The 21,486-nt window shown below is 43.5% G+C and carries 21 protein-coding genes; 4 read left to right on the top strand and 17 right to left on the bottom strand.

Annotation, left to right across the window (positions count from 1 at the left end; all coding sequences use genetic code 11):
• Nucleotides 1-7 precede the first annotated feature (7 nt).
• The 6 genes from ETB99_RS05640 to ETB99_RS05615 all read right to left on the bottom strand — a co-directional run bounded on the left by ETB99_RS05640 (nucleotide 8) and on the right by ETB99_RS05615 (nucleotide 7,290).
• Nucleotides 8-631, bottom strand: coding sequence for a TetR/AcrR family transcriptional regulator (locus ETB99_RS05640; RefSeq protein WP_035020162.1), 624 nt, complete (start codon nucleotides 629-631; stop codon nucleotides 8-10).
• Between the two features lie 10 nt (nucleotides 632-641).
• Nucleotides 642-1,781 carry an acyl-CoA dehydrogenase gene (locus ETB99_RS05635; protein WP_006320994.1) on the bottom strand — a complete coding sequence of 380 codons (1,140 nt, stop codon included), beginning with the start codon at nucleotides 1,779-1,781 and terminating at the stop codon, nucleotides 642-644.
• A complete protein-coding gene (locus ETB99_RS05630) occupies nucleotides 1,778-2,929 on the bottom strand; it encodes an acyl-CoA dehydrogenase (RefSeq protein WP_171700136.1) in 1,152 nt (383 codons plus the stop codon). The genes ETB99_RS05635 and ETB99_RS05630 overlap by 4 nt, the downstream gene beginning before the upstream one ends.
• A gap of 13 nt (nucleotides 2,930-2,942) precedes the next feature.
• A complete protein-coding gene (locus ETB99_RS05625; protein WP_253263554.1) occupies nucleotides 2,943-3,788 on the bottom strand; it encodes a 3-hydroxybutyryl-CoA dehydrogenase in 846 nt (281 codons plus the stop codon).
• A gap of 14 nt (nucleotides 3,789-3,802) precedes the next feature.
• Nucleotides 3,803-4,984 carry an acetyl-CoA C-acetyltransferase gene (locus ETB99_RS05620; protein ID WP_077429153.1) on the bottom strand — a complete coding sequence of 394 codons (1,182 nt, stop codon included), beginning with the start codon at nucleotides 4,982-4,984 and terminating at the stop codon, nucleotides 3,803-3,805.
• 167 nt (nucleotides 4,985-5,151) lie between these two features.
• Nucleotides 5,152-7,290, bottom strand: a complete 2,139-nt coding sequence (locus ETB99_RS05615; protein ID WP_171700224.1) for a (Fe-S)-binding protein — start codon at nucleotides 7,288-7,290, stop codon at nucleotides 5,152-5,154.
• 87 nt (nucleotides 7,291-7,377) lie between these two features.
• On the opposite strand from ETB99_RS05615, the gene cls reads away from it, so the two are divergent.
• Entirely contained in the window at nucleotides 7,378-8,556 is a 1,179-nt protein-coding gene (gene cls / locus ETB99_RS05610) for a cardiolipin synthase (protein ID WP_171700134.1), read from the top strand.
• 38 nt (nucleotides 8,557-8,594) lie between these two features.
• On the opposite strand, the gene argS is transcribed toward cls, so the two are convergent.
• The 4 genes from argS to speE all read right to left on the bottom strand — a co-directional run bounded on the left by argS (nucleotide 8,595) and on the right by speE (nucleotide 12,525).
• Entirely contained in the window at nucleotides 8,595-10,265 is a 1,671-nt protein-coding gene (argS, locus tag ETB99_RS05605; protein WP_006321001.1) for an arginine--tRNA ligase, read from the bottom strand.
• On the bottom strand, nucleotides 10,262-10,699 hold the full coding sequence (locus ETB99_RS05600) for a YwiB family protein (RefSeq protein ID WP_128999581.1): 438 nt from the start codon (nucleotides 10,697-10,699) through the stop codon (nucleotides 10,262-10,264). The genes argS and ETB99_RS05600 overlap by 4 nt, the downstream gene beginning before the upstream one ends.
• 113 nt (nucleotides 10,700-10,812) lie before the next feature.
• Nucleotides 10,813-11,685 (bottom strand): agmatinase, encoded by an 873-nt coding sequence (speB, locus tag ETB99_RS05595; RefSeq protein WP_004893113.1) that lies wholly within the window; start codon nucleotides 11,683-11,685, stop codon nucleotides 10,813-10,815.
• Nucleotides 11,686-11,697: 12 nt separating this feature from the next.
• Nucleotides 11,698-12,525 carry a polyamine aminopropyltransferase gene (speE, locus tag ETB99_RS05590; protein ID WP_004893116.1) on the bottom strand — a complete coding sequence of 276 codons (828 nt, stop codon included), beginning with the start codon at nucleotides 12,523-12,525 and terminating at the stop codon, nucleotides 11,698-11,700.
• A gap of 176 nt (nucleotides 12,526-12,701) precedes the next feature.
• Between speE and ETB99_RS05585 the strand changes: the two genes are divergently transcribed.
• Entirely contained in the window at nucleotides 12,702-14,753 is a 2,052-nt protein-coding gene (locus ETB99_RS05585; RefSeq protein ID WP_171700133.1) for a transglycosylase domain-containing protein, read from the top strand.
• Between the two features lie 138 nt (nucleotides 14,754-14,891).
• Here ETB99_RS05585 and ETB99_RS05580 read toward each other — a convergent pair whose 3' ends face one another.
• Together ETB99_RS05580 and ETB99_RS05575 are read right to left on the bottom strand one after the other, a co-directional pair.
• Nucleotides 14,892-15,398 (bottom strand): YwhD family protein, encoded by a 507-nt coding sequence (locus ETB99_RS05580; protein WP_012576228.1) that lies wholly within the window; start codon nucleotides 15,396-15,398, stop codon nucleotides 14,892-14,894.
• A gap of 17 nt (nucleotides 15,399-15,415) precedes the next feature.
• Nucleotides 15,416-16,084: a site-2 protease family protein gene (locus ETB99_RS05575; protein ID WP_171700132.1), complete on the bottom strand. Its 669-nt coding sequence runs from the start codon at nucleotides 16,082-16,084 to the stop codon at nucleotides 15,416-15,418.
• Between the two features lie 132 nt (nucleotides 16,085-16,216).
• Here ETB99_RS05575 and ETB99_RS05570 point away from each other — a divergent pair, with 132 nt between their 5' ends.
• Entirely contained in the window at nucleotides 16,217-16,405 is a 189-nt protein-coding gene (locus ETB99_RS05570) for a 2-hydroxymuconate tautomerase (protein ID WP_003397075.1), read from the top strand.
• A 10-nt stretch (nucleotides 16,406-16,415) separates the two neighbouring features.
• On the opposite strand, the gene ETB99_RS05565 is transcribed toward ETB99_RS05570, so the two are convergent.
• The 3 genes from ETB99_RS05565 to ETB99_RS05555 form a co-directional block, all read right to left on the bottom strand.
• Nucleotides 16,416-16,928 carry a YwgA family protein gene (locus ETB99_RS05565; protein WP_171700131.1) on the bottom strand — a complete coding sequence of 171 codons (513 nt, stop codon included), beginning with the start codon at nucleotides 16,926-16,928 and terminating at the stop codon, nucleotides 16,416-16,418.
• Between the two features lie 12 nt (nucleotides 16,929-16,940).
• Entirely contained in the window at nucleotides 16,941-18,263 is a 1,323-nt protein-coding gene (locus tag ETB99_RS05560; RefSeq protein ID WP_171700130.1) for an HD domain-containing protein, read from the bottom strand.
• Between the two features lie 97 nt (nucleotides 18,264-18,360).
• Nucleotides 18,361-18,585 carry a YuzB family protein gene (locus ETB99_RS05555; protein ID WP_003397078.1) on the bottom strand — a complete coding sequence of 75 codons (225 nt, stop codon included), beginning with the start codon at nucleotides 18,583-18,585 and terminating at the stop codon, nucleotides 18,361-18,363.
• Nucleotides 18,586-18,730: 145 nt separating this feature from the next.
• On the opposite strand from ETB99_RS05555, the gene ETB99_RS05550 reads away from it, so the two are divergent.
• Nucleotides 18,731-19,402 (top strand): RsfA family transcriptional regulator, encoded by a 672-nt coding sequence (locus ETB99_RS05550; protein WP_077429144.1) that lies wholly within the window; start codon nucleotides 18,731-18,733, stop codon nucleotides 19,400-19,402.
• A 26-nt stretch (nucleotides 19,403-19,428) separates the two neighbouring features.
• Here ETB99_RS05550 and lipL read toward each other — a convergent pair whose 3' ends face one another.
• Both lipL and pta read right to left on the bottom strand, forming a co-directional pair.
• Nucleotides 19,429-20,256, bottom strand: a complete 828-nt coding sequence (gene lipL, locus ETB99_RS05545; protein ID WP_164970075.1) for an octanoyl-[GcvH]:protein N-octanoyltransferase — start codon at nucleotides 20,254-20,256, stop codon at nucleotides 19,429-19,431.
• The gene (pta, locus tag ETB99_RS05540; RefSeq protein ID WP_128999576.1) at nucleotides 20,253-21,236 is read right to left on the bottom strand and encodes a phosphate acetyltransferase; all 984 of its coding nucleotides are present in this window, start codon (nucleotides 21,234-21,236) and stop codon (nucleotides 20,253-20,255) included. The genes lipL and pta overlap by 4 nt, the downstream gene beginning before the upstream one ends.
• Between the last annotated feature and the right edge of the window lie 250 nt (nucleotides 21,237-21,486).

Raw genomic sequence — 21,486 nt, 5'->3', positions numbered from 1 at the left:
CCTTTCGCTACCGCTTCATAATGCCTTCAAGCAATAGCTTTGTTTGCAATTCAATATATTCATCGAGCGTATACATTTTTTTCAACGCCCAACGACGGAATCCCCACATTTGACCGAGAACGAAAATGTTATGTGCAAACAATTGAATTTCTCGTTCCGTTAATGAAAATACCCCATTGTCTACGCAACGTCGTAAAATATGTTCGAACATCGCAACCATTTGCAATTCTTTATTAAGCACATACGGAAGCGATTCTTTGCCGAGCGACTTTGCCTCTTGATACATGACGAGCACTTCGTCTTGCAGCTCGTCAACGACACGGAAATAGTAATCAATCGCTAATTTTAAACCGTCTAAATCCCCTTTTGTCGTATCGATTGCTTGCTCCATACGATCGCGCACTTCATCGTAAATCCGATCGCACACTAAATAAAGGACATCTTCTTTTTTGCGAATGTATTCGTATAACGTTCCGATGCTAAAGCCAGAAGCGCGGGCAATTTCGCGCGTCGTCGTTTGATGAAACCCCTTTTGCTTAAATAGCGAAATCGCCCCTTTTATCATTTGATTGCGCCTTTTTTTCACAAGCCGTTCGTCTTTCACAGACGCGGGCACTTCACGTTTTTTCATCACATCACTCCTATTTCGTCAACATTCTTGAAATGACGATGCGTTGAATTTCTTGTGTGCCTTCATAAATTTGCGTAATTTTTGCATCGCGCATAAATCGCTCTACCGGATAGTCTTTCGTATAACCGTAGCCACCGAAAATTTGTACCGCCTCAACGGTGACTTTCATTGCTGTATCGCCTGCAAACAATTTCGCCATCGCAGATTCTTTTCCGTACGGTAAGCCGTTTGATTCAAGCCACGCCGCTTGATACGTTAGTAAACGAGCAGCTTCAATAGCAGTTGCCATGTCAGCTAGTTTAAAGGCAATGCCTTGTTGTTCTGCAATTGGCTTGCCGAATTGAATACGTCCTTTCGCATATTCTACCGCTGCATCTAACGCCCCTTGCGCGATGCCAACCGCCTGCGCTGCGATACCATTTCGACCGCCATCAAGCGTCATCATCGCAATTTTAAATCCTTCTCCTTCTTCACCGAGCAAATTTTCTTTCGGAATGCGACAATCTTCAAAAATGAGCTCCGTTGTTGGCGATGAACGAATGCCGAGCTTTTTCTCTTTTTTCCCGATCGAAAAACCAGGCGTTCCTTTCTCAACAATAAATGCGCTAATGCCGCGGTGCTTTTTCTCTGGATCTGTCACCGCAAAAACGACATAAATGTCCGCTTCTCCACCGTTTGTAATCCATACTTTTGAACCGTTTAATACGTAATGATCACCATCACGCACCGCACGCGTTTTCATCGCTGACACGTCAGAACCTGCACCCGGCTCAGATAAACCGTACGCCCCAAGCTTTTCCCCTGTCGCTAGTGCTCGTAAATACGTTTGTTTTTGTTGTTCTGTCCCAAATTTATAAATTGGCCAACTTGCTAATGAAATGTGAGCAGAAAGCGTCACTCCCGTCGATGCGCATACCTTTGAAAGCTCCTCCACCGCGATGACGTATGCCAAATAGTCGCTACCGATACCGCCGTATTCCTCTGGCCATGGGATGCCCGTCAAACCGAGATCTGCCATTTTATTAAAAATGTCGCGATCAAAACGTTCTTCTTCATCGCGTTCTGCTGCGGTTGGTGCAACTTCGTTTTTCGCAAAGTCGCGCACCATTTTTCGTATCATTTCATGCTCTTCGCTTAATTGAAAGTTCATTTCCCCATCCCCCTAAACAAATGTTTACTAATGACGAGCCGCTGAATTTCGCTCGTTCCTTCGTAAATTTCACATACTTTCGCATCGCGGAATAATCGTTCAACCGGATAGTCTTCGGTATAACCGTTGCCTCCGAAAATTTGTACCGCTTCAATGGCGTTTTCCATCGCCGTTTTCGATGCAAAAAGCTTCGCCATCGACGCTTCTTTTCCACATGGCATACCGTTTGAGCGTAAAAACGCTGCACGATAAACAAGCAGTTTAGCCGCTTCAACGTTCGTGGCCATATCGGCTAGTTTAAAAGCAACGCCTTGTTGTTCTGCAATTGGCTTACCGAATTGTATGCGTTCTTTCGCATAATTCGTCGCATGTTCAAGCGCTGCTTCCGCAATGCCGAGCGATTGCGCTGCAATTCCGATGCGACCGCTATCTAAATTAGCCATCGCGATTTTAAAGCCCTCGCCTTCTTGACCGAGCAAATTTTCTGCTGGTACGCGCATATCTTCAAACGATAATTGAACGGTGCGCGATCCGTGAAGCCCCATTTTTTTCTCGTCTTTTCCGATGACAAGACCTGGGGTATGTTTTTCAACGATAAATGCGCTTACTCCTTTACTTCCTTTTTCTTCTGGATTTGTACGGGCAAATACGATGTACGTGTCCGCTTCTCCACCATTGGTAATAAATACTTTCGAGCCGTTTAATACGTAATGATCGCCGTCGCGAATAGCTGTCGTTTTTAAGCTTGCCGCATCCGATCCTGCCCCTGGCTCCGTTAAGCAAAACGCCCCTAAATATTCCCCGCTCGCTAGCTTCGGCACATATTTTTGCTTTTGCTCTTCCGTTCCAAAATATAAAATCGGATTGGTGCCGACAGACGTATGGACAGATAAAATGACTCCAACGGTTGCGCTCACTTTTGAAATTTCATGTATCGCAATGATATATGATGTAAAATCCATCCCCGCTCCACCGTATTGTTCAGGAACGGTAATGCCCATTAACCCAAGCTCCGCCATTTTTTTAAGGATAGGGCGCGGAAACTCTCCGCGCTCCATATGCTCGACGAACGGTGCAATTTCATTTGCTGCAAACTCGCGCACCATTTGACGCATCATTTGTTGTTCTTCTGTAAAATGAAAATTCATGGTGTCAACTCCTTTATTCGTACGTGTAAAATCCTCGCCCTGTTTTTCGTCCGAGCCAACCCGCTTTCACATATTTGCGTAAAAGCGGACATGGGCGGTATTTATCGTCACCAAGCCCATCATGAAGCACTTCCATAATGTATAAACACGTATCTAAGCCAATAAAATCCGCTAAAGTGAGCGGTCCCATCGGATGATTCATTCCGAGCTTCATCACTTCGTCGATCGCTTCCTTTGTGGCAACGCCTTCGTATAAACAATAAATCGCTTCGTTAATCATCGGCATTAATACACGATTGGAAACAAACCCTGGGAAGTCGTTCACTTCAACCGGTACTTTTCCTAACGTTTTTGTCATTTGCTCAATCGCTTCATACACTTCGTCAGCCGTCGCAAGACCGCGAATAATTTCGACAAGTTTCATAATTGGTACCGGATTCATAAAATGCATGCCAATGACTTTTTCTGGTCGTTTCGTTGCTGCGGCAATTTCTGTAATCGGTAAAGAGGACGTATTTGTTGCTAGAATGGCATGCGAAGGTGTAATTTCGTCTAGTTGTGCAAACAGTGCTGTTTTCACATCCATATTTTCAACAACAGCTTCAATGACGACATCGACATCGCTTCCATCTTGCAAATTTGTCGATGTACGAATGCGACCCATTGCTTCATCGCGATGTTGTTCGCTTAACGTTCCTTTTTCAACAAATTTATTGATGCTTTTTGCAATATTGTTGAGCCCCCATTGTACACGCTCTTCGTTGACATCATTTAAAATGACATCATACCCTGCCGTTGCGCACACTTGGGCAATTCCTGATCCCATTTGGCCTGCGCCAACAACCATCACTTTTTTCATGTCCCCATCCCCCATTAATGAACTTCAATCATTATTGCATCGCCTTGACCGCCACCGCTACAAATCGCTGCAATGCCAAGGCCGCCTCCGCGACGTTTCAATTCATGAATTAACGTAATCATAATGCGCGCTCCGCTCGCTCCGATCGGATGCCCAAGCGCAATGGCACCGCCGTTTACATTTACTTTTTCTTCTGGCAAGTCAGCAATTTTCATGCTTGCTAAAGCGACAGCAGCAAACGCTTCGTTAATTTCAAATAAGTCAATGTCGTTTACGGTTTTGCCTGTTTTACGCAACAATTCGTTGATGACGATGCCTGGTGTTTTCGGAAAATCTTTCGCTTCAATGGCAATCGCCGTATGGGCTACAATTGTCGCAAGTGGCGTGAGCCCTTCTTTTTGCGCGCGCTCTTCGCTCATTAATACGAGCGCAGCTGCTCCATCGTTTACCCCCGGCGCATTGCCTGCTGTAATCGTGCCTGTTGGATCAAATACGGGCGCCAGTTTCGCTAATTTTTCAAGCGATGTATCCTTACGCGGTGATTCATCCACCGCTACGGTGATCGGTTCCCCTTTTCGTTGTGGAATAGAAACAGGGACGATTTCTTCAGCAAATTTGCCGCTTTCGATCGCCGCAATCGCTAATTGATGGCTGCGATACGCCCAGCGGTCTTGTTCTTCGCGCGTAATGCCTAACTCTTTTGCTGTTTCACTTCCGTAAATACCCATATGCACACCTGTAAAACTGCATGTCAATCCATCATAGACCATTAAATCTTTCACCGTCGAGTCGCCCATACGCAATCCCCAACGTGCTTTCGGTAATATATACGGCGCATTGCTCATCGATTCCATTCCACCTGCAACGATGACGTCCGCATCTCCAGCACGAATGATTTGATCACCGAGCGTGACGCTACGCATCCCTGAGGCGCACACTTTATTAATCGTTTCGGTTTTTGTCTCCCACGGAATCCCCGCTTCTCTCGCTGCTTGCCGCGATGGAAGTTGTCCTTGTCCACCCTGCAATACGGTGCCAAATACGACTTCATCGACATCTTCTGCACTAACATTTGCGCGCACGAGCGCCTCTTTGATCGCAATACCTCCAAGCTGCGCTGCGCTCAATGCGCTTAAACTGCCACCAAACTTTCCGAAAGGTGTACGTACCCCACTAACAATGACCGTTTTCCCCATGTTTCTCCCCCTTTTCGTTATAAGAAAGCCCTTTCAAAAATATTGAGCGAACGCTCGTTCAATGATGGACGGGCAAAGAAGGCGCACGACAAGCCGCACACCTTCCTATTGCTTTCATTATACTGAAAATATCTTAAAAATAAAACTATTTATTTTTTTTAGAATTTTTAATGAACAGGTCCAAATACCGCCTTTTCTAACAACTCCGCCACATCATACGTGCCAACTTTTTCTTCTACTTCTTTTGCTTTCGTACCATCTGATAGCATTGTTAAGCAGTACGGACAGCCAGAGCTAATAACTGTCGGATTCACTTCTAGCGCCTGTTCTGTGCGCGCGACGTTAATGCGGGTGCCTGTTGTTTCTTCCATCCACATTAATCCGCCACCAGCGCCACAACACATGCCTGTTTCGCGATGGCGTGCCATTTCAACAAGTTTCACGCCCGGAATCGCTTTCAAAATTTGACGCGGTGCATCGTATACGTCGTTATATCGACCTAAATAACATGAATCATGGAATGTCACGACTTCGTTTACTTCATATTTCGGGACAAGACGACCTTCTTCAACAAGCTTTGCTAGTAACTCCGTATGGTGATATACTTCCGCTTCAAAGCCGAAATCTGGATATTCGTTTTTGAATGTGTTATACGCATGCGGGTCGATCGTCACAATTTTTTTCACGCCCGCTTTTTCAAATTCGGCAATATTGGCTGTCGCTAATTCTTGGAATAAAAATTCGTTTCCTAAACGGCGCGGCGTATCCCCCGAGTTTTTCTCCTTGTTTCCTAAAATCGCAAATTTCACGCCTGCTTCATTTAATAGACGCGCAAAGGCTAACGCAATTTTTTGGCTTCGATTATCGAACGAACCCATCGAACCAACCCAGAATAAATATTCGAATTCTTCCCCTGCTTTTTGCATTTCTTTTACTGTCGGAATGCGGACATCTTCACGCAACTCGCGCCAATTTTCTTTTTCTTTGCGATTGAGTCCCCATGGGTTTCCTTGACGTTCGATATTTGTCATCGCCCGTTGTGCATCTGGGTTTAACTTTCCTTCTGTTAATACGAGGTAACGACGCAAATCAATAATTTTATCGACATGTTCATTCATAACTGGGCATTGGTCTTCACAGTTGCGACACGTCGTACATGCCCAAATTTCTTCTTCCGTAATGACATCGCCAATTAAGTTCGGCATTTCAATCGTTGCGGCTTGTTCTTGCATTCCTTGTGCCATAAAAGCGAGCTGGTTTCCTTTTGTGTTCGCAAACGCAAACGTCGGCACCCAAGGAGCTTTCGATGTAATGGCTGCACCTTTTTCTGTTAAATGGTCGCGCAACTTTAAAATAAGATCCATCGGTGATAACATTTTCCCTGTCCCCGTTGCTGGGCACATGTTCGTACAGCGCCCGCACTCGACACAGGCATATAAATCGATAAGTTGCGTTTGCTTAAAGTCTTCAATTTTCCCGACGCCAAACGATTCTTGTGTCTCATCTTCAAAGTTGATTTTTTCAAGTTTTGGCCGCGTTAATCGACTGAAAAAGACGTTAACTGGCCCAGCGATTAAATGCGCATGTTTCGATTGTGGCACGTACACTAAAAACGTTAATAAAATAAGCAAATGCACCCACCAAGCGACAAAAAACAATACCGCTGCACCTGTTTCCCCTACCCAACCAAATGCAAGGGCGATGGCAGAAGCGACAGGTTCGCTCCATGATGATCCTTCGTTATGCCAAATGCGTCCCATACCGTTACCGAATAACACCGAAAGCATTAGTCCACCGATAAAAATAAGGACAAGTCCTGCTTTGAAATCACGTTTTAAACGGACGAGCTTTTCGATGTAACGGCGATAAAACGCCCATAACACCGCCACTAAAATAAGCAATGTGACAATTTCTTGGAAAAACGTAAACGCTGGATAAAGTGGCCCGAGCGGCAAGTGCGCCCCTGGCACAAGCCCTTTAATAATGAAATCAATGGCACCAAACTGAACGAGAATAAAGCCGTAAAAGAACATGACGTGAATAATGCCGCTTTTTTTGTCTTTTAACAGCTTTTTTTGCCCAAAGACGTTCACCCATATGTTTTGTAGACGCTCTTTCACTTTTCCATCAAACTCAACTTTTTTCCCTAACTTAATATACGCAATGCGCGTTTTCACGAGATACACAAACAAATGAACGGCGTACGCTGTCACAAGTAAAAAAGCAATCCAGTTCAACCAAAGCACAATACCCTTCCCCCTTTGTTGTAAAAATAAAATAAATTTTCTGAACAAACTTACTTTCATTATATAATGAATGAGCATTCAGTCAATATTTTTTCTCATTTTTTATTTTCTTTTTGGGAAAACTACAACAATGAAAGGAGTGGGGGCATGCGCTGGCTCATAGTTGCTATTATTTTATTGTTTCTTCTTTTGCTCGATTATAAATGGGGCGATAAAGTGTCAAAAACGACAGCACGAAAAAAAATCGGTGTCGAACGACAAAGCGACATCACGCTATTTACGACGGGTGAAACGTTGTTTGAAGACTATTTCGCGCAATTAGAGCAAGCGAAACATCATATTCACATTTTATTTTACATCGTACGCAATGATGAAATCGGGCAACGATTTTTTTCTTTACTTGAGCAAAAAGTAAATGAAGGAGTAGAAGTGCGTCTACTTGTTGATTGGGTTGGCAGTTTCGGGCTACCGTCATCCCTCCGACAAAAAAGCGGGCAATTTGCCTTTGCGAATCGTCCAACATTGCCGTTTTTTTTCTACAAATTGAACGAACGAAATCACCGAAAAATTACCGTTATTGATGGAAAAGTTGGCTATTTAGGTGGGTTTAACGTCGGAAAAGAATATATTGGTCAAGATCCGAAGTTTGGCCATTGGCGCGACTATCATTTGAAAATTATGGGAGAAGGGGTTCATGATTTGCAGCGACAATTCCAAGAAGATTGGAAAAAAGCGACTGGGCAATCGTTTGGAGATGATGAACGGTATTTTCCACCCCTTCAAAAAGGAACGGTGAAACACCGCTTTCTTCCGACAGATGGAGCATATTTGGAGGATGAGTTTATTCAACTGATCGAACAGGCGAAAAGGGAAATCTTGATCGGTACCCCGTATTTCATTCCGAGCCAAAAATTGATGAACGCTCTTTTGAAAGCGATGAAACGAGGTGTTCAACTAACCATTATTGCCCCGATGCAAGCGGATCATCCGTTTGTCAAAGAAGCTTCATTTCCTTATTTTCGTCAGCTTCTTCGCGCAGGAGCTCGTATTTATCAGTTTTATAACGGGTTTTACCATGCAAAAGTAATTGTCATCGATGACGATATATGTAATATCGGCACAGCGAATTTCGATCATCGCAGTTTGTTCATCAACTACGAAATGAATTGTTACATATATGACAAACCGTTCATTCAATATGTGAAACAAACGATCGCTCGCGACATCGACACATCTACATTATTGACAGCGGAATATTTTCGCAAGCTGCCTTGGCTTGACCGACTAAAAGAAGGCGTTGCGACTTTGATGTCTCCATTGTTGTAATGAGAAAGGGTGCCCTATTGAGGACACCCTCTTTTGCATTACATTTTTTCCGGTGCATGTACACCAACAAGCGCTAACGCATTTTTCAATGTAATTTGTACAGCTTTCATAAGCGCCAGGCGAGCGCGGCTTTTTTCAACATTCGTTGCATCAAGCACTTTTTCCGCGTTGTAAAAACTATGCAACGCTGAAGCAAGATCAAAAATGTAGTTCGTCATGCGATGTGGTGAACGTTTCACCGCTGCTTCCGCAACAGCTGAAGGAAACTCTCCGAGTTTTTTCAATAAGTCGATTTCTTTTTCCGCTAATTCGTATGTGAAAGAGAGTTGCCCATCATAAGATAATCCTTGTTCTTCACCTTGACGAAGCATGCTGCATACGCGCGCATGAGCATATTGCGCATAGTACACAGGGTTTTCATTCGATTGCGACACCGCTAAGTCCATATCAAAATCTAAATGCGTATCCGATGAGCGCATCGCAAAGAAATAGCGCGTGGCGTCTAGTCCGACTTCTTCCATTAAGTCGCGCAACGTAACAGCCTTTCCTGTCCGCTTGCTCATGCGCACTTTTTCACCGTTTTGATACAAGCTGACAAGCTGAATAATTTCAACTTCTAATACATCAGGGTCGTATCCGAGCGCAGCGATCGCCGCCTTCATGCGCGGAATGTAACCGTGATGATCGGCTCCCCAAATGTTAATAATTTTTTCAAACCCGCGCTCAAGTTTATCTTGATGATACGCAATATCTGGCAATAAATATGTGTACGTGCCATCTTGTTTGATGAGCACGCGGTCTTTGTCGTCACCGAATGTCGTCGAACGGAACCATGTCGCGCCATCTTGTTCGTAAATATGTCCTTTTTCGCGCAATGTCTCAAGCGCCTTTTCGATTTTTCCGTTATGGTAAAGAGACGTTTCCGAATACCATACGTCAAACGTGACGCGGAAGTCCGCTAAATCTTTTTTAATTTTATCCATTTCAAACGCTAATCCGTACTCGCGAAACTGTTGAAGTCGCTCTTGTTCATCGAGCGCGACAAACTTGTCGCCATGTTCTTCTGCTAATTTTTTCCCTAGTTCAATAATATCTTCACCGAAGTAGCCGTCTTCTGGCATATCTTTATCAATGCCAAGCGCTTGAAAATAGCGCGCTTCGACCGACTTGGCTAAGTTAGCAATTTGGTTTCCGGCGTCGTTAATGTAATATTCTCGCGTGACGTCAAAACCTGCTTTTTTCAAAATGTTGCATAACGAATCACCAACCGCTGCTCCACGTGCGTGACCTAAGTGCAAACTACCTGTCGGGTTTGCGGAGACGAACTCAACTTGCACTTTTTGACCGTTGCCGACGTTTGTTTCGCCGTATGCGTCCCCTGCTTGTAAAATGGTTGGAACGAGTTCTGTTAAATAGCGATTGTCCATGTAAAAATTAATAAACCCTGGTCCAGCAATGTCCACTTTTTTCACGAACACAGCTTCACCGTTAAAATGGCGTACAATGTCTTCCGCAATCATGCGTGGTGCCTTTTTTGCAACGCGCGCGAGTTGCATCGCAACGTTTGTTGAATAGTCGCCGTGCGCTTTATCTTTTGGCGTCTCTAAAATGACGTTTGGAACGTCTGCTTCTGTCGCGACTCCTGAGCGAATGACTGCTTCCCTGATTTCTTCTTTTAACTTTTGTTTCATTTGTTCAACAATGTTCATTTTTTTGCCTCCTTAAACGAAATCGTCACCGTATGACGACCAACGTGTTTCCCTGATAAATGGAGTATGTAAGAAAAAAACAACTGCCCTTTTTTCGTTTTCTCGTTATACTGATACAGCACTTGTTCTGTTTTTGTTTTCATTTCCCAGCGCGCCATCGGGCTTTCGTACGTGCCGATCGTTTCCGACTGCTTGCGAAACGTATGTCGCATCGAGATCGCACCGGAACGGAGAACGACGACTTCATCATTGGCAATTTTCACGACGTTTTTGATCGTTTCTCCTTCATACGTCTCTTCAAACGTTACATACGTTGCGTCTCCTTTTAAGTAGTATAAACCATTTGCCTCAATGACAACAATTTCTTTTCGTGCACCGTCGCGAACTTCTGTCACCTGCTTTAGCTGTATCGGTACTCCGTTCACCTTCCCCACATCCTCGCTGTTGTTGTGACTGTAGATAAGTATAGAAAAAGAGGCGCATACATGCAATAGGCGGCCTCTTTTTAGAGACCGCCTACCATGTGATGCCTGATTTACATTTTCATTTATTTCACCCAACCGAGAAGCATTTCGCGCACGAGTTTGCTTGCTGTGTTGGCTGTTTGTTCAGAGTGATCATATACAGGCGCAACTTCGACTAAATCTGCTCCGACAACGCGCACATCGGAGCGCGCAATCGCATGAATCGCAGCTAATAGCTCTTTCGATGTAATGCCTCCTGCATCAACAGTTCCTGTTCCCGGCGCATGCGCTGGATCTAATACGTCAATGTCGATTGTCACATATACCGGGCGGCCTGCAAGCGTTGGAAGCACCTCTTTTAACGGCTCAAGTACGTCAAATTTCGCAATATACATCCCGTTTTGTTTCGCCCATTCAAATTCTTCTTTCATTCCAGAACGGATACCGAAAGAATATACATTTTTCGGTCCGATGAGCTCAGCAATTTTACGAATTGGCGTCGAGTGCGACAACGGTTCACCCTCGTAATGTTCGCGTAAATCTGTGTGCGCATCCATATGAATAATTGCTAAGTCTGGATATTTCTTATATACCGCTTTCATAACTGGCCAAGACACTAAATGCTCGCCGCCAAGACCGAGCGGAAACTTTCCAGCTTCCAATATACGATCGACAAACTGTTCAATCATGTCTAAACTGCGCTGAGCGTTACCGAACGGTAAAGGAATATCACCCGCATCAAAATATTTCACTTCATCAAGCTCGCGGTCTAAATATGGACTATATTCTTCAAGCCCGATCGACACTTCGCGAATGCGCGCTGGACCGAAGCGAGAACCTGGGCGATAGCTCACTGTCCAGTCCATTGGCATTCCATAAATAACCGCCTGGCTTTCTTCAAAATTTGGGTGGCTCTTAATAAATACGTTGCCAGAATACGCTTCATCAAATCGCATCGTTTTCTCTCCTTACTTCACTAAGTCTTCAACAAATTTCGGCAATACGAAGCATGCTTTATGAAGCTGTTTTGTGTAATATTTCGTTTCGATGTCATGGAAACGGTCATCGCTTACTTCAAGCGGATCATACTTTTTCGAACCGAGGGTGAACGTCCACATACCGCTTGGGTACGTCGGAATGTTTGCGATATATAAACGCGTAATCGGGAAAATTTCGCGCACATCACGTTGAACGGTGCGAATTAAATCTGCTTTAAACCAAGGGTTGTCTGTTTGCGCAACAAAAATACCGTCTTCTTTTAACGCTTTCGCAATGCCTGCATAAAACCCTTTTGTAAATAAATTCACCGCTGGGCCAACAGGTTCTGTCGAGTCAACCATAATGACGTCATATTTATTTTCACTTTGCGCAATATGCATAAAGCCGTCATCCACTTTCACTTCAACGCGTGGGTCGTCCAATTGACCGGCGATTTCTGGCAAATATTTTTTCGAATACTCGATCACTTTGCCGTCAATTTCAACAAGCGTCGCTTTTTTCACGCTCGGATGCTTTAACACTTCACGAATGACACCGCCGTCTCCGCCACCAACAACAAGAACGTTTTCTGGATTTGGATGCGTAAATAACGGAACGTGCGCCACCATTTCATGATAGACGAACTCATCTTTTTGCGTTGTCATCACCATTCCGTCTAAAATAAGCATGTTCCCGAATTCTTCTGTTTCGACCATATCGAGCTTTTGGAATTCCGTTTGCTCTGTATGTAAAGTGCGTTTAATTCGTGCTGTAATCCCAAAGTTGTCCGTCTGTTTTTCAGTAAACCAAAGTTCCATATTGAACACCCTTTCGTCAATAATGCACCGCTTATCATGCCCGAAAAATAAAATGCTAAACATGAAAAAGTATAGAGCAATCTAGCAAAATTTCAAGTAAAAATTGCTAGAAAACGTTTAAAAAAATAAAAATGTTTTTATACTAAATTGTAAACGTAAAAAATGAGGTGATGGCTATGGAGACGATTGCCATCGAACGATGGAAACGAACGTTTAAATATATGCGACTCTTTCTTTTGTTCGCTTTTGTTGCTAGCTTGTTATGCACACTCACGATCGCCGGACTTATTATATTTGCGAAATGGAAAGGCCCTCCTCCTTTAGCCGTTCCACAATCCACAATTTTTTATGCAGAAGACGGCACGAAAATTGGTGAAAATCATTACGGTGGAAAAAGATATTGGGTGAAACTATCCGATATGTCTCAACACGCGATTGATGCAACGATCGCGGTAGAGGACCGAAAATTTTTCGACCATTACGGATTCGATGTTAAACGAATTGCTGGAGCAATCATCGCAGATATTAAAGCAATGGCGAAAGTGCAAGGGGCAAGCACAATTACTCAACAATATGCCCGCAACTTATTTTTAAGCTACGAAAAAACGTGGTGGCGAAAAATACAAGAAGCACTGTATACGATTCAACTGGAAGCAAACTACGAAAAAAACGACATTTTAGAAGGATATTTAAACACCATTTATTACGGACATGGTGTATACGGCATTGAGGCAGCCGCCAACTTTTATTTCGGAAAATCGGCCCGCGATTTAACCGTAGCGGAAGCAGCGATGCTCGCAGGCATTCCGAAAGGCCCGAGCTACTATTCGCCGCTTGTCGATATGGAACGAGCAAAAAAACGGCAACGCATTGTCTTACATTCGATGGTCGAGGCAAAATTTTTATCCGAGAAAGAAGCCGAAAAAGCAGCAAATGAACCGCTTCATTTTTCAAACGGCGAGCATATGAAAACAAAAACGATCGCCCCGTATTTTCAAGATGCGGTCAAACAAATGTTAAAAACAAAACTCGGATTTGATGAAGAAACGATTGAAATGGGCGGATTGCGTGTGTATACAACGCTCGATATCGACATGCAAGCAATCGCAGAAGCAAAAATAAAAGAAACGATTCATTCGCAGTCTAACATTCAAGTGGCGCTTGTCGCGATGGAGCCGAAAACAGGTGAAGTGAAAGCACTTGTCGGAGGGCGTGACTATGAGAAAAGTCCATTTAATCGGGCAACACAAGCAAAACGTCAACCTGGCTCTACATTCAAGCCGTTTTTATATTATGTCGCGCTACAACATGGGTTTACCCCATCAACGTTGTTACGTAGCGAACCAACGACGTTTACACTTGAAGACGGTTCGACATATGCACCGCGCAACTTTAACAACTATTACGCGAACGATACAATTACACTCGCTCAAGCGATTGCCTTATCTGACAACGTCTATGCCGTAAAAACGCATTTGTTGCTCGGACAAGACAAGCTTGTCGCCATCGCCAAACAACTTGGCATTACAAGCAAACTGAAACAAGTGCCATCGCTTGCGCTCGGGACGTCGCCCGTTAAAGTGATGGATATGGCACGCGCCTACAGCATTATCGCCAACGGTGGAAAAAAGGTCGAACCTGTATTTATTAAAAAAGTGACAAACTTCGAAGGAAAAGTGCTATACGAACAACAATCAAACGATGAACAAATACTCGATCCTGCACTTGCTTTTGTGACGACGCATTTAATGACCGGCATGTTTGATCCGACATTAAATGACTATGCTTCGGTGACAGGACAATCAATCATTCCGCGCATCACTCGACCGTATGCTGGAAAATCAGGGACGACGAAAACAGATAGTTGGATGATCGGTTTCACACCACAACTTGTCACAGCTGTTTGGACGGGATATGACCGAGATGAAACGATTGATCGCACAGACGAAAAACAATACGCCAAACATATTTGGGTCAATTTTATGGAAGATAGTTTACGCGGAAGAAAAGTCGCGACATTCGAACCGCCAGAAGGCGTCGTTGGCGTATATGTCGATCCTCATAGTGGGAAACTTGCGACAACCGCTTGTCCGATCAAACGGTTAAGCTACTATGTCGTCGGTACAGAACCGACCGACTACTGCAAGGACCATCCAGCGGAAAAGAAAAAGAAGAAAAAGAAAAAGGAAAAAGATTCGTGGTTAAAACGGTTGTTTGATTGGTTTTAAACATAAACGCCCAAGCGAGTATGCTTGGGCGTTTATGCGTCCTAGTTTTATCATGTGTTACATTTGTACTTTTAGTTTACTCCTTTTCCCACTCAACGACAAGTATACATAGGTTTTCGTTCACAAAACCGTCACATTTTATCCATGATTTTGAAGCTGACGTTTTAACTCCTCGCTTGAGCGTTCCCACATGTCGCGGTTATGTTGTTGTAAAAACGAAGCTAACACCTCTTTTGACCGCGCATCCATATGATCGACAATAATATGACGCTTTAATGATTTGTCCATGCGGTTCACATGCTCAGGAAGCGATTTATATCCACGACGCGCCGCACGATCGACCGTCATTTCGCATGCTGTCACCCCGGCATAATACGCCCCTTCTTCCGCCTGATCAATCGTTACCCAGACGAGCCAATAAGGCTTGCCGTTTGGCACTTCATCACGATTTGGTGTGAACTTAATGCCTTTCTCTACGACGCTGCGCGCATGCATCGCTCCCATATCAATAAACGCTTCGCCTGCTTCAACATCGATAATGACAGGAGAAACGTTCGCCAAACTAAGCACCCCTGTACCAAACGTTCCGTGCACTTTCGGCTCTTTTTTAATAATGTTAAACATCGGCTTTTTTTTCTCTTCCACGATCGTTCATCCTTTCATCATAAAATGAGCGTTGAAAATATGTCTTGTAGCCATTGAGCAACCGTTGGAATGGCTACGTGGAAAATTGGTCGAATCGTATATTGATCTAATGGCGTGAAAATGAGAATTAAAAAAATGAGCGCTCCATAATTTTCAAATTGTGTCATTTTTGCACGTATATGCATCGGCGCTAAATCTTCGATGATGCGATACCCGTCAAGCGGAGGAAACGGCAATAAGTTAAAAACGAACAGTAAAATATTCAATCCGATATAAATTTCAAAAAACTGATACAACCCGTCTCGAATCCATATTGGAATAAAGTCAAATATGCCGATGCGAATCATTCCATACCATAAAGCAAAACCGATAGCCGCAAGCAACAAATTGCTGAGCGGGCCAGCGACAGAAACGAGAATACCCGCTACACGTGGATGACGGAAATAGCCACGATTGACCGGCACCGGACGCGCCCAACCAAATCCGGCAATGAAAATAAGCAACGTCCCTAATATGTCTAAATGGGCGAGCGGCGACAACGTCAGCCTCCCTTGTTGTTTTGCCGTCGGGTCACCAAATTTATACGCGACGTAGGCATGGGCAAATTCATGGACTGAAAATGCAAGCGCAAGCGCCAAAACAACATACGGTATTTCTCGAAGCGGATATGCTAAAAATTGGTCCACGTTTCTTCTCCTTTTCAAACGTTTTTATTTTTTGATTATTATACACGAAAAACAAGGGAAAGCACTACTGATAACGGTCGATGAGTGGTATAATAACGATTGTCGAACAAAGCAGAAAGGGGACGGTCGTACATGCCATACGTAACAGTAAAAATGCTTGAAGGACGTACAGAAGAACAAAAACGAGCGCTCGTTGAAAAAGTAACGGAAGCCGTTGCAGAAACGACAGGTGCACCGAAAGAAAAAATTGTCGTCTTTATTGAAGAAATGTCGAAAAATCATTACGCCATCGGCGGAAAGCGATTAAGCGACGAAAGCTGACCATAACGGGTCAGCTTTTTATGTACGCTTGTTCGCGCAACTGCTCAATATAACGGTACGCTTCCTCTATTTCTTCTTCCGTATACCGCTGTTTGCTTTTTAATGTAAATACTTTTTCTTTCACTTCATCTTTACTTAACTCTTCAAAATATAAAATCGTCGAAACTAGCTCTAAAAATCTTGCACTTTGTTCATTTAAACTGCGTAAACAAACGTCTAAATCAGGCATGTCCAAATGATAGTGCGTCAAAAACTGCTCGCCCGCTTCCGTCAACACGTAACGATATTGATAGTACCCGCCTTTTTTTTCTTTCATTTCTTGCACAAATCCAACGTTACATAACTCTTCCATACGCAACGTCAATTCTTCCGAATACGGACCGTAAAAATGAAAATCGAACTTTTCATAAAAAGGAAACTTCATCTTTTTCGCAATGTAAATCATTTTTTGTAGTTTTTTTCGACCGACAATTTCCCCTACTGCTGCTAACGCTTTCAACATTTTCGCATGCTCGAAAAGCAACGCCCTCATCTCCTATTCATATAAAAGTTGTTTAATTTTTTTCTTCACGTTTCGTTTTGTCGATAAATCATCGAGAAAATCTTGCGGAAAGTATAATTTATGATCGGTGCGCCGTTTCCCGGAAATCGCATCAACAATCGTCGATTCCCGCGATAATTCACGCAACTCCCCATTCGGCATTAACAAATAAATCGGAAGCCTCTCCTCTTCTTCTCCCGGTCGGTAAAAATCGTAAGGAAGATCCGATGAAGAATCAACGACTAAATAATAATCCGGGTCAATGCCTGCTTTTTTAAACAACGTCGTCAATTCCACTAGCTTTTTCATTTCCTCATTCGTCGGTTGAAATTCGACGTATTTAAATAAATTACGATGCATAAAGCGACAGCATAAATCGCTTAAAATCGTATCTCGTTCATCTTGCCATTGTTGAAAATAATATAATGTTACCGCTTCATCTAGTTTCAAGTAGTCTTCTAGTTGCATATTTCCACGAAAAAGAGATTGGAAATGAACAGGAGGTGTTTGAAATGTATAACCAGCTAAATATAAATGTTTCGCACGGTGCAAAATTTTCGTTAAAATGACTTCGGCGCTACGCGTGACAGGATGGAAATATACTTGCCAATACATTTGATATCGGCTCATAATATAGTCTTCTACCGCATGCATGCCGCTTCGTTTAATGACGACTTGCTCTTCGCGGGGACGCATGACACGCAAAATACGTTCCATATCAAAATGCCCGTAACTGACGCCTGTATAGTACGCATCGCGCAATAAATAGTCCATACGATCGGCGTCAATTTGGCTTGAAATGAGACTAACGACAAGCTTATTTTCGTACGTCTTCGCAATGACTTCCGCCACTTTTTTCGGAAAATCAAACGATACACGACGGAGCACCGCATTTACTTCCGTATCACCTAAAATAATTGCGCGCGTAAATTGTTCATGATCAAGATGAAACACTTTCTCAAACGAATGCGAAAACGGTCCATGTCCTAAATCGTGCAAAAGCGCAGCGCATAAACAAAGTAAGCGCTCGTTTTCATCCCAATCCGGTCGGCCGGCGAACACATCGTCAACGATGCGACGGACAATTTCATAGACACCAAGCGAATGATTAAAGCGACTATGCTCCGCGCCGTGAAACGTCAAATACGTCGTACCGAGCTGTTTAATGCGGCGCAACCGTTGAAATTCTTTTGTGCCAATTAAATCCCAAATAACTTTATCACGCACATGCACATACCGATGCACCGGATCTTTAAACACTTTCTCTTCGCTTAATTTTTCGTTGGGATACAATCCTTCTCCCTCTCTTCCGTTCATAACATAGCTTTATTATAGAGCGTTCTTTGTAAAAAACAAAGACTTCCTTTTTCCTGAAATAAAGAAAAAAATCACCTTCGAACACAAAGGCGATTTTTTATTTTTTCAACTTCGCAGCAATCTTTTCTATTAATTCATCTTCCGTCATCGCTGATACAGGGCGATTGTTGACGAACGCAAACACTTTTTTTCGACCAGGACCGCAATACGATTGACAGCCAATTTCAATAGTCGCGTTCGGGTCTAATTTTTTTAACCTTGGCAACAACGTTTTTAAATTTGTTGCTTGACAGTCATCACAGACGCGAAATTCATTTTGCATACCGTCCTCACTCCTTTTCGCTAACGAGTATTCTAACGCGTATACGCGAACAATGCAAGCTACATCTATTTCCTTTGAAAAATAGTATATCTTTCTTGTTTTTTGGTGATTATGAAAGTAAAAGAATGTGAAAGGAGTTTTTTTCATGACAAAAAAACGACAAGATGCTTGGACTGAAGAAGAAGATTTATTGCTAGCTGAAACGGTGTTGCGCCATGTGCGCGAAGGGAGCACGCAGTTAAATGCGTTTGAAGAAGTGGGCGATAAATTAAACCGCACGTCAGCGGCATGCGGGTTTCGCTGGAATGCAGTCGTGCGTCAACAGTACGAAGAATCGTTACAAATGGCAAAGAAGTTCCGTAAACAACGGCAACGCGCACTTGGAAATAAACATGCGTTGCGAAAACGGCCGCTTTATACACCTCCTGTACCTTCGCTTGAAGAGTTAGGAATGGAACCGTTAGAAGTGCAGGCGAATGAATATGAACATGTCGAAACAAGTCAGTTAACGCTTGACCATGTCATTGCTTTTTTGCACTCTTTAAAACAATCGTATATCGGTCAAGAAACAGCGCTAGTGGAAAATAAGCAGCTAAAACTTGAGCTCGAACAACTACAACAACAATATAAACAACTAGAACAACAATTTACAAAACTTCAAAAAGAAAATGAAGAATTACGCGAAGATTACGGAACGATGGCACGCATCATTAACCGTGCAAGACAAATGGAAATTTCAGAAGATGAGTTTAAGCCCCCTATTTTCAAAATGGACCGCAACGGAAATTTAGAAAAAATCGAAAAGATTGCCGAGTAAAAAAGCTGTCACATCGGACAGCTTTTTTATTTCGGCAACATCGTCTCGTTTCGGTCAATCATACGCTGAAAATACATGTAATATCGCTCCCACTCTTCCGGGGTGAGCGATGATGGCTCGAGCCTACTTCCAAACGCTTGGAGCGCTTCATATAGTCGGATGATCAGCGCTGAAACAGTCATTTCTTTACCGAGCAGTTCACTTAATGATGCCATCGTATGTGGAACGATTGTCGGATACGTAAACTTCGTTTGTTCTCCCGCCAACGCTCGCTCATAAAACTGACGAATAAACTCCGCTCGTGTTGCGCCGCTTTCGTTTGCACATATATATACTTGCACGGCAACACCGCCCCGAATGCGACGTTGTGAAATGCCCGCAAATTTTTTCCCATCAATACTCAGGTCAAAACTTCCCGGACAATACGAACCAACAACTTCTCCTGTTTGCACATGCGCTTCTGGCAACATGCGTGCAATGAGTGTCGCCATCGCTTCATATCCTCGATCAATATCAATTCCTTTTTTTGTATCAGGAAAAATAAGCGAAACGTTTAAAACCCCTTCATCTAATACGACCGCCAACCCACCAGAGTTGCGAACGATCGTACGCCAACCTTGTTCATGTAAGTAGGCGAGTCCTTTTTCAATGTACGGCAATTTCGTATCTTGAATGCCGAGCACAACCGTCTGATGATGCACCCATAAGCGAACAACCGGCTGTGACTGACCGCGACCAACCGATTCACAAAGCGCATCATCAAACGCAAATGACTGCTTCGCATCAAACGATGGCCCGAGGCTCGTATGATCGATCACTCGCCACGTTTGTTGTTGCAACAATTCGCTCATCATTCCATCGCCGCAAGCGCCTGCGCTGCTGTGATAAGTGATAATTTGTATACATCTTCGGCGTTGCATCCGCGCGATAAATCGTTTACTGGCTGATTTAATCCTTGTAAAATTGGACCAACTGCTTCAAAATTGCCGAGACGTTGAGCAATTTTATAGCCGATATTTCCCGCTTCTAAGCTTGGGAAAATAAAGACGTTCGCATCACCTTGAATAACGGAATCCGGCGCTTTCTTTTTCGCCACAGATGGAACGAACGCGGCATCAAATTGAAACTCGCCATCAAGCGTTAACTCTGGCGCCATTTCTTTTGCGATGCGCACCGCTTCGATCACTTTTTCTGTTTCTGGCGATTTCGCTGATCCTTTCGTTGAGAAGCTAAGCATCGCTACACGCGGCTCAATATCAAACATTTTCGCTGTTTGTGCACTCTCTACAGCGATTTCTGCTAAATCTTGGCTATCTGGTGCAATGTTAATCGCACAATCGGCAAATACATATTTCTCATCGCCACGCACCATGATGAATACGCCAGACGTTTTACGAATGCCCGGTTTCGTCTTAATAATTTGTAGCGCGGGACGTACAGTATCTGCCGTCGAATGCGCGGCGCCGCTAACAAGACCGTGCGCTTTTCCCATATAGACGAGCATTGTGCCAAAATAGTTTTCATCAAGTAAAATGTTGCGAGCATCTTCTTCTGTGACTTTCCCTTTTCGGCGTTCAATGAAAGCCGCCACCATTTCATCCATTCCTTCATATGAGCGCGGATCAACGATTTCTACTTTTTCCAACGTCAAGCCGAGCTCTTTCGCCTTTTGAACGACAGCTTCTTGATCGCCGATGACAATCGGCTGTAATACATTTTCTGCCGCTAGACGTCCGACAGCTGTTAAAATACGTTCATCTAATCCTTCTGGAAACACGATCGTTACATTTTTCCCTGCCACCTTTTGTTTTAAGGCTGCAAATAAATCACTCACGAAATGTTCCTCCTTAGTTTAAAAAAATTCGTCTATCTATTAGAATACTCTTATTGAGACGAAAAGCAATGAATTACACCGCAAACGGAAATAGTCTTTTTTTTATAATAATTCTGTTTTTTTGTATGAGTAAAATGTTTGTGGGAGAAAAAAAGACAGGTTCCTGATTTGGTATAATAAGGAACCTGTCAGATATGTAAGCAAAATAGATGAAAAACGGGCTCTCCTCCTGGTAAGGTAGTAAGTGCGA

Origin of the sequence: Anoxybacillus sp. CHMUD, assembly GCF_013096965.1 — a bacterium.
In the GTDB taxonomy this organism is placed as follows: Bacteria; Bacillota; Bacilli; order Bacillales; family Anoxybacillaceae; genus Anoxybacillus; species Anoxybacillus kestanbolensis_A.
This window is presented reverse-complemented; position numbering and strand designations above follow the sequence as displayed.

Coding starts and splice junctions, on each gene's coding strand:
- ETB99_RS05640 (WP_035020162.1), bottom strand. CDS start 631: ATGAAAAAACGTGAAGTGCCCGCGTCTGTGAAAGACGAACGGCTTGTG.
- ETB99_RS05635 (WP_006320994.1), bottom strand. CDS start 1,781: ATGAACTTTCAATTAAGCGAAGAGCATGAAATGATACGAAAAATGGTG.
- ETB99_RS05630 (WP_171700136.1), bottom strand. CDS start 2,929: ATGAATTTTCATTTTACAGAAGAACAACAAATGATGCGTCAAATGGTG.
- ETB99_RS05625 (WP_253263554.1), bottom strand. CDS start 3,788: ATGAAAAAAGTGATGGTTGTTGGCGCAGGCCAAATGGGATCAGGAATT.
- ETB99_RS05620 (WP_077429153.1), bottom strand. CDS start 4,984: ATGGGGAAAACGGTCATTGTTAGTGGGGTACGTACACCTTTCGGAAAG.
- ETB99_RS05615 (WP_171700224.1), bottom strand. CDS start 7,290: ATGAAAGTAAGTTTGTTCAGAAAATTTATTTTATTTTTACAACAAAGG.
- cls (WP_171700134.1), top strand. CDS start 7,378: ATGCGCTGGCTCATAGTTGCTATTATTTTATTGTTTCTTCTTTTGCTC.
- argS (WP_006321001.1), bottom strand. CDS start 10,265: ATGAACATTGTTGAACAAATGAAACAAAAGTTAAAAGAAGAAATCAGG.
- speB (WP_004893113.1), bottom strand. CDS start 11,685: ATGCGATTTGATGAAGCGTATTCTGGCAACGTATTTATTAAGAGCCAC.
- speE (WP_004893116.1), bottom strand. CDS start 12,525: ATGGAACTTTGGTTTACTGAAAAACAGACGGACAACTTTGGGATTACA.
- ETB99_RS05585 (WP_171700133.1), top strand. CDS start 12,702: ATGGAGACGATTGCCATCGAACGATGGAAACGAACGTTTAAATATATG.
- ETB99_RS05570 (WP_003397075.1), top strand. CDS start 16,217: ATGCCATACGTAACAGTAAAAATGCTTGAAGGACGTACAGAAGAACAA.
- ETB99_RS05560 (WP_171700130.1), bottom strand. CDS start 18,263: ATGAACGGAAGAGAGGGAGAAGGATTGTATCCCAACGAAAAATTAAGC.
- ETB99_RS05555 (WP_003397078.1), bottom strand. CDS start 18,585: ATGCAAAATGAATTTCGCGTCTGTGATGACTGTCAAGCAACAAATTTA.
- ETB99_RS05550 (WP_077429144.1), top strand. CDS start 18,731: ATGACAAAAAAACGACAAGATGCTTGGACTGAAGAAGAAGATTTATTG.
- lipL (WP_164970075.1), bottom strand. CDS start 20,256: ATGATGAGCGAATTGTTGCAACAACAAACGTGGCGAGTGATCGATCAT.